The following is a 6826-nucleotide window of genomic DNA, read 5'->3' as shown; positions in this document are numbered from 1 at the left end:
TCCGTGAAGGTGGCCGTACAGTTGGTGCTGGTGTTGTAGCATCAATCATCGAGTAATAGTTACACGTTAACTAGTTCGATAATACGAATATTAAAAAGCCGCTCATTGAGCGGCTTTTTTTATGCCTATGACCCGTTTTGAGGCTGTACTAAGCCCTGAAAAGTACTTATTGTCCACCCATTTCAGCAGCTTAGACTGCACCCAATGTCTCTACGTTGGTAGTTTTTTCACCACCATGATGTATGATTCTATACAAGAAAGTATTAACTATTTTTTTGAGAGGGTTTGTGATGATGAAGCGTATGCTGATTGCTGTACTTTTTACAATTTCGTTTGCTGGCTCCGCGAGTGAATATACAGGCACAATTAAACAGGTGGTGTGTCATGCGGAAACTGTGTCATCCGTTTGTCAAGTGATGCTAAATGGTACACCTTTCTCTGAATCGTGTGCCAAAGAGAATAGCTGGAAATATACATTTAATGGAGCGACTCCTGAAGGGAAGAATATTCTGTCTATTTTATTGGCCGCACAAATGAGTGGTAAAACAGTTGGCATAAGAGGCTTAGATAAATGCACATTAGCAGCAGGATCAGAAGATCTTAGACACGTATATATTGAGACGCCAAAGTAATTTTATGTGATGAAAATATTACCTCTGCAATAGAGGTAATATAAATCTTACTCTAATGAAATTTTTCTCGTGTATTGCGACTCGATCAGCAATGACGCGGTATTTCCTTTACCCTTTCAAAGCACACCCTAGTGTCCAAACATAAAATAACGCACATTTAGCGTTTCTCGCCGTATTAAACCTACTTTCAACTCAGTCGCTTGTTTGTGTATTTGCCATGATGGGGCTCTTTCATAATAAAGAGAGCAAATCATGGCTACATCACTGACGCTGGAGTTGTTGGCTGAAATAGTGCCGCAAGCAAAGACAGACAACATCGAAAAGTACTTAACCGCTTTAAATGAGGTGCTACCTCAATTTGATATCAGCACACCGCTGCGTATCGCGCATTTTTTGGCGCAAATAGCCCATGAAAGTGGGTATTTTCGCTGTAGTAGTGAAAATTTAAATTATAGCGACAACGCGCTCCGGGCGGTGTTCGGCAAATATTTTCCTGATGAAGAAAGCGCAGCTGACTATGCTCGCCAACCAGAAAAAATTGCCAATCGGGTGTATGCAAATCGCATGGGGAATGGGGATGAAGAGTCTGGCGATGGTTGGAAATATCGAGGCCGAGGGTTAATTCAACTTACCGGTAAGGACAACTACCTCCGCTGTGGCGACGCGCTTAATTTGGATTTAGTCAACGACCCTGAGGTGGTGAGTGACGATCCCAAAGTTGCTATTCAAAGTGCTTGTCACTATTGGCAAAGTTGTAACCTCAACGCGCTAGCAGATGCAGATGAGCTAGTGAAAATCACTAAACGGATAAACGGGGGCACGAACGGCTTAGACGATCGCGCAGCGCTATTAAATCGAGCAAAACAATTTTTAGATATCGCATAAGGAAAGCACATGGATGCAATCAGTAAAATGTCTCTTGTTGAGTTGAGTAGTCACTTTAAAGCCTTGAAAGGCGCCGATGTTTGTTGGCCCCGTATTGAAAAAATGATTACAGATGCTGCGAATAGTTGGCAGCAAAGTGGCAAAGCACCTAACGAATTATCTGTTATGAATATTTGGTGGCATACCTGTTTTGAACTGTTGGCGCCACACCAAGTACAGATCAGCGCGCTCAACTATCAAGATGAATACATTGAGATCAAAAATACTGGACCGGCAATTATTGATTTGAGCGGGTGGAAAATTACCGCAGGCGATAAATACCAAACATTTGTTTTTGCCAAAGACACCTTAATTTATCCACACGAAACGTTGCGTATTGATACTCACCCCGGTAGTGCGTTGAGCTTTGATAGTAAACGACCAATTTGGAATAACAAAGGAGACAAAGGGGCTTTATATGACGACAACGGGGCGCTGATCAGCGCTTGGTTATATGGTGAAGCTGCACGAGCGCATCTCGAAATAAGCCGAGTCAACTTTGATGGGGCAGAAGCCAAGAAAGAGGGTGATGAGTTTGTCGAAATTGCCAACTTGAGCAATGCGACTATTGATATTTCACTATGGCAGGTCCGTGGTGATAAAAATCAACATTTTGAATTTCCTAATGGTTCTATCATCAAAGCACAGGGTGTTGCGCGTATTTATACCAATCAATACCACCCGAGCACAGGTGGGCATAACTTTGAGAGCCAGCGAGCACTATGGTCAAACGATGGTGGTAAAGCTTCGCTGTACGACAATCAGAATGCCTGTATTAGTGAGTATCAATGGTGAAAAGAAGGGGGTGAATCCCCCATTACAATGATGATAAATAAAAAACAATCCAACTCCATAGAGGTATCAGCTGATATTGCGCAGGTTATTCAAGAGGGGCAGCAGCTAATATCTTATATGGCTAAAAACGGTCAAGTCAGCCTCGCGCCAGAGTTGGCAGAAGTGATGATTAATGCCAAATATAAATTACAGAAAAAGCAATGGAGTCCGCAGGACGAAGCGGATGTATTGCAAAGCTATGATCAATTGGCGAAGGCGGTATCCCCCGTCTCAATGGAGAGTATTCAAGCAATTTCAAGGGCGAATTGTGACAAGCCCAGCCAAGCTGAACGCGCTGTTGCTTGGTATCGACGTTACACATTAGTGGCCTTGTTATGTTTGCTTTTTGCACAGGTTTATTACTTGTTTGGCCACTCGTTAGCGCATGATTTGAATACGCTTTATGAGGCGCGTAATGAATTGCAGTTAAAAGCCTCTAAAGCCACACCCAATAGTGCAGAGTACGATCAAATTCAACAAAGCTATGAAGAGGTTGGCCAGCGGTTAGATGCCAATTACAACTTATTAAAGGTGTGGAATAGGGTATGGTTATTCGGGTTGACGTTTAAAAGTGATATCCCACCTTATAGTAAAGAGAAACTAGAGGTAGAGTTACGCCGCCTAGAAAGAGAGCAAGCCAATGCCACGGATTTAGACAATTTGCACTTAGCTGAAACTCGACTTAAAGCCCGCCTGCAATTGTTCGAAAATATGCTTTTTGCCCAGTCAGTCTTGGAAGTGCTGCAAGGGTATATTTTGCCTCTGCTATATGGCTTACTCGGAGCCTTCATTTTTGTTTTGCGCGATCTCTTGAAAGAAATCAAGGCGATTACATTTACCTCAGACAGTGAAATTCGATATCGCTTGCGACTGACGCTTGGGGCGCTTGGTGGCATGATAATCGGGTGGTTTTTGAATCCTCAAGAGCTGTCGGGATTGGCTTCGTTGTCGCCGATGGCGATGGCCTTTCTGATGGGTTACAACGTGGATGTGCTGTTCGCCATTATGGACCAGATCATTGATAAGTTGCGTCAAGCTTTAGCAAATACTGCGACGAATCCAACGCCCTCAGAGCAGAAAAGCCGAGACTAGTGGGGATTTAAAAGACGCTATTTGTCGTGAAAGTTAGTTAATTACACCAATTATCTTGGGATTTGATTGAGTATGTTAGATACATCAATTCTACAGGAGATAAACATGGAAGCGGAGCAGGAAACCGTGATAAGCCCAACTAAGGTGGAGCATGAATTTGCCGCAATTTTAGCGCAGTGTAAAGCCATGGCCGAGTTTTCATTTCATAAAGGTATCAAAGTACCTGAGTCGATAATGGTGAAGCTCGATGCAATGTCAGATGGCAGGGAGGAGCGGTTAGAAATAAAAGCACTGACCCAAGTGCATAATCGTCTGACGGAACTGGTTTCCCCAGCCAAACCGGAAACTATCTGGTTAATGTCAGAGGAGACGAAAAAAGGCAGTGTGTTGCTTTTTCTTGGTCGTGTTCCACTGATCAGAAAAATGATGGTCGTCGCCATAACGTCATTGGTTATGCTGATTGCCTTGAGTTTATCGAGTTATATTAACAATGAAAATATGGTGGCCAGCATGTTTGATATGGAGGGCACGCGGTTACTCTATGTTCAGGCGATTTTGCTGGCTTCCGCGGCGATTGGGGCGTCTTTTGCTGCGTTATTTAAGGCTAATAGTTATGTGACTGCAGGCGTCTATGATCCCAAATACGAAAGTTCTTATTGGGTGCGCTTTGTGGTTGGTTTGATTGCTGGCATTATTTTAACGCAGTTGATCCCTGTTAATTTGGATGCTGTTGCCAGTGCTGCCAGTAGTGAAACCGGGGGCGCGCCAGTGAGTCATGCGGCACTGCGGATCACCATGGCTTTGGTTGGAGGTTTTTCAGCTAACCTCGTATATAAAATTCTCGATCGGATTGTTGAAACCGTGCAGTCTTTTATTTCTCCGAATATTCCCGAAGACCCTCAAGTTTTGAAACAAAACCTCGAAAATCAGTTCCGTAAGCAACAATTGGATCAGATCACGTTGTGGAGTCAGGGCATTGTGGCTATTCAGAGTAAATTGGCGCAGGAGCCCAATTTACCAATATCAAAAATTCAGCAAATGCTTGCAGACTACCTGAAGGAAGTCATGAATGCCCAAGAGGAGCAATGAGATGTTTAAATCGTGGATAAAGTTGGTTGTGATATTAGCGACTTTACTGATTTTAAGCTCACAAGTAGGGTGTTCGCTACATTTAATATCAGAGTATGACCGTGCGTCACAGCAACATATGCTGAGCTTAATGAAGAAAATTGATGGCTTTTATCTGCATATGTCCAATGTGGAGCCTGCCAAACGTAAGTTTTCACATTACAGCAGCGGCTATACCAATATTGAAGTTGAAATTAATGCCTTATTGCAAAGGCAAAAAGTGCGAGAGCTCAATGAGCTGACTGTAAAGCAAGTAGAAATTTTACTGGAGTTATGGCAGCAGGGTAAGTTGGCACACAAAACCAAAGACAGTATTTCGGATTTCATTATTAAACGTCGGCGCTCGGAGTATCAGCGGGTGATGTTAGCAATGGTCCGAGGTGAAGAGAGTAAGGCACAGTAGGAGATAAATGATGGAATTTGATGTTGCAAAAACACTGCAAGATATAAGCGGCCAAGTGGTTGGCGAGTTGGGAGATGCAGGGAGCGCGTTTGCAGGGGAATTGGGTAAAGCATTTGCTGAGAAACAACAAAGCTTAGCGGAGTTAAGCGATGCCTACTTAAGTGGAGAATTAGATGAAACTGAGCTTAAGCAGGAGTTGGCACGTGAGCAAAAAGTAATTGAAGCGCAACTATTTACGCTCGAAATTACGGCAAAGGCTGCGATACAAAAGGCTGTGAATGGTGTTATGGATGGTCTTGTCAGTACCTTAAAAGGCGCATTATAAGCAGCGAGTGTTTTGTCAAAGGTGCAAGGATGCACCTTCTTTTTTCTCCCCTAAACTTCCGTTTAATCAGCCGATTAGTGTTATTCAAAGCAGGTTATGCTCATGCTATTTAAGGGTGGAGAATAGCCATGAGCAGAGCGAAAAGGCGTATTCGTTGGCGGCGTGTACGGATTTTAAAGCCATATAATTATTACTTTCATGTCGGTGTTAAACCGCAATCTAGCCAGCTAGCTTCACAGCCCCAGCAAGTGACGCAGGCAAATAAAGCTGCTGGAATGCAGCCGTCGACTCCCCAAATTGATGTACTGCCTGTGGAGCATAGCCGGACTGTCGACGCACAACAACAAACGGGACATGTGGAGCAATCCTTTGAGTTGGCACCGGAAGAGCAAAGTGTCGCAGCTGAAGAAGCACCCGTTGCGGTGTTTGAACCGGGGCAAAACCCCTATATCTTTTACCTTCAGCAAGTGCCAATAATGTTAACTGGGTTACCCCAAGAGGTTGCGCTCCCGGTGCCCGCAGATATTCAAGTTGTGTCAGAATGCGATCAGAGTGAGACGAATGAAGGCAAAAATGGCACCACGTCAGCAACGGAATCCACATTAATTGAAACTGCGCCGCAGGTGTCTGAACGACCGCCACGGCAATACAATTTGCGTGATATTAAAAGGGAGGCGCGCACATTGCTGTTTTGGCAAAATCCCGATATGGCTTTGATTCGGCAAAGCACCCAGCGTCAGGGGGTCAAGTCTCCCCATGCTGCAGATTTACCCGTGAGGTTTGGTGGCCATACCTCCCGCTCTGCTCAGCAGCGTGGATTTATGGCGGCGCTCGATAAGCATCTGCAAAAACGGTCTCTTAAACTAATCACTTGGGCTACTTTTTGGCATTCACCCCAGGCACTTGCGAGCTGGCTGACCCAGTTACCTCTGGCGCATGTTTATCGCATTCTGAAAAGCCGACATGAAGCCAGTCTCAGCGCCATTACTTTGGAGCAGTTTATGGTGGCATGTCTTTGTCATGGCCCTGATGGTTTGATCAATGAGGCGCAGCTTGCACACTGTGTACTTCCTACCATGGATGTCGTAAATCAATTTCAATTTGAAGGCGACCCCAATGAGTTGCTAGAGGTGCTATCTGCTCGATACTCCACTTCTTATTGGGTGCTGATAAGGCAACAGGCAACCCCTGTATTATGTGAACGGCAGTCGAGCCTTATGATGTCTGCACCTTGGTCAACATCTGGCCATATTGATAACAGATTAGATTGGCGCCTGCCTGCGGAAGTGACCTTGTTTACTATCCCGCTTAATGCTTGTAGCGCCTTGGAAGCGCACTATGTGCAAATGAAAAATCGCTGGCAGCCATACTTAAACATGTCATTGTTAGAGTTCATGTTTTCACAGCAGTCTTTGCCCGATTTCCCCAATTCTTCTGACGATATTCTCCATAGGATAGATGCATCAACATAACCACAACTACGGAGCA

General features: G+C 44.4%; 8 protein-coding genes. All 8 read left to right on the top strand.

From position 1 onward, the window contains the following. Nucleotides 1–290: 290 nt before the first annotated feature. The 8 genes from A7985_RS21945 (at nt 291) to A7985_RS21910 (ending at nt 6810) form a co-directional block, all read left to right on the top strand. Nucleotides 291–632, top strand: coding sequence for a hypothetical protein (locus tag A7985_RS21945; RefSeq protein ID WP_065792579.1), 342 nt, complete (start codon nt 291–293; stop codon nt 630–632). 252 nt (nt 633–884) lie between these two features. Further along, nucleotides 885–1517: a glycoside hydrolase family 19 protein gene (locus A7985_RS21940; RefSeq protein ID WP_065792578.1), complete on the top strand. Its 633-nt coding sequence runs from the start codon at nt 885–887 to the stop codon at nt 1515–1517. 9 nt (nt 1518–1526) lie between these two features. After that, nucleotides 1527–2351, top strand: a complete 825-nt coding sequence (locus A7985_RS21935; RefSeq protein ID WP_065792577.1) for a lamin tail domain-containing protein — start codon at nt 1527–1529, stop codon at nt 2349–2351. A gap of 27 nt (nt 2352–2378) precedes the next feature. Beyond that, nucleotides 2379–3482 (top strand): hypothetical protein, encoded by a 1104-nt coding sequence (locus A7985_RS21930; RefSeq protein ID WP_065792576.1) that lies wholly within the window; start codon nt 2379–2381, stop codon nt 3480–3482. A gap of 105 nt (nt 3483–3587) precedes the next feature. After that, nucleotides 3588–4571: a hypothetical protein gene (locus tag A7985_RS21925; protein WP_065792575.1), complete on the top strand. Its 984-nt coding sequence runs from the start codon at nt 3588–3590 to the stop codon at nt 4569–4571. Between the two features lies 1 nt (nt 4572). Then, complete coding sequence (locus A7985_RS21920; RefSeq protein ID WP_065792574.1) at nt 4573–5013, top strand: hypothetical protein; 441 nt, start codon at nt 4573–4575, stop codon at nt 5011–5013. 7 nt (nt 5014–5020) lie between these two features. Then, on the top strand, nt 5021–5338 hold the full coding sequence (locus tag A7985_RS21915) for a hypothetical protein (protein ID WP_141685414.1): 318 nt from the start codon (nt 5021–5023) through the stop codon (nt 5336–5338). A gap of 128 nt (nt 5339–5466) precedes the next feature. After that, nucleotides 5467–6810: a hypothetical protein gene (locus tag A7985_RS21910; RefSeq protein ID WP_065792572.1), complete on the top strand. Its 1344-nt coding sequence runs from the start codon at nt 5467–5469 to the stop codon at nt 6808–6810. Nucleotides 6811–6826 lie beyond the last annotated feature (16 nt).

Origin of the sequence: Pseudoalteromonas luteoviolacea (genome assembly GCF_001696455.1) — a bacterium.
GTDB classification, from domain to species: domain Bacteria; phylum Pseudomonadota; class Gammaproteobacteria; order Enterobacterales; family Alteromonadaceae; genus Pseudoalteromonas; species Pseudoalteromonas luteoviolacea_C.
The sequence above is the reverse complement of the archived record's forward strand: the minus strand, read 5'-3'. Positions and strand labels throughout refer to the sequence as shown.

Coding starts and splice junctions, on each gene's coding strand:
- A7985_RS21930 (WP_065792576.1), top strand. CDS start 2,379: ATGATGATAAATAAAAAACAATCCAACTCCATAGAGGTATCAGCTGAT.
- A7985_RS21945 (WP_065792579.1), top strand. CDS start 291: ATGATGAAGCGTATGCTGATTGCTGTACTTTTTACAATTTCGTTTGCT.
- A7985_RS21920 (WP_065792574.1), top strand. CDS start 4,573: ATGTTTAAATCGTGGATAAAGTTGGTTGTGATATTAGCGACTTTACTG.
- A7985_RS21925 (WP_065792575.1), top strand. CDS start 3,588: ATGGAAGCGGAGCAGGAAACCGTGATAAGCCCAACTAAGGTGGAGCAT.
- A7985_RS21940 (WP_065792578.1), top strand. CDS start 885: ATGGCTACATCACTGACGCTGGAGTTGTTGGCTGAAATAGTGCCGCAA.
- A7985_RS21935 (WP_065792577.1), top strand. CDS start 1,527: ATGGATGCAATCAGTAAAATGTCTCTTGTTGAGTTGAGTAGTCACTTT.
- A7985_RS21915 (WP_141685414.1), top strand. CDS start 5,021: ATGATGGAATTTGATGTTGCAAAAACACTGCAAGATATAAGCGGCCAA.
- A7985_RS21910 (WP_065792572.1), top strand. CDS start 5,467: ATGAGCAGAGCGAAAAGGCGTATTCGTTGGCGGCGTGTACGGATTTTA.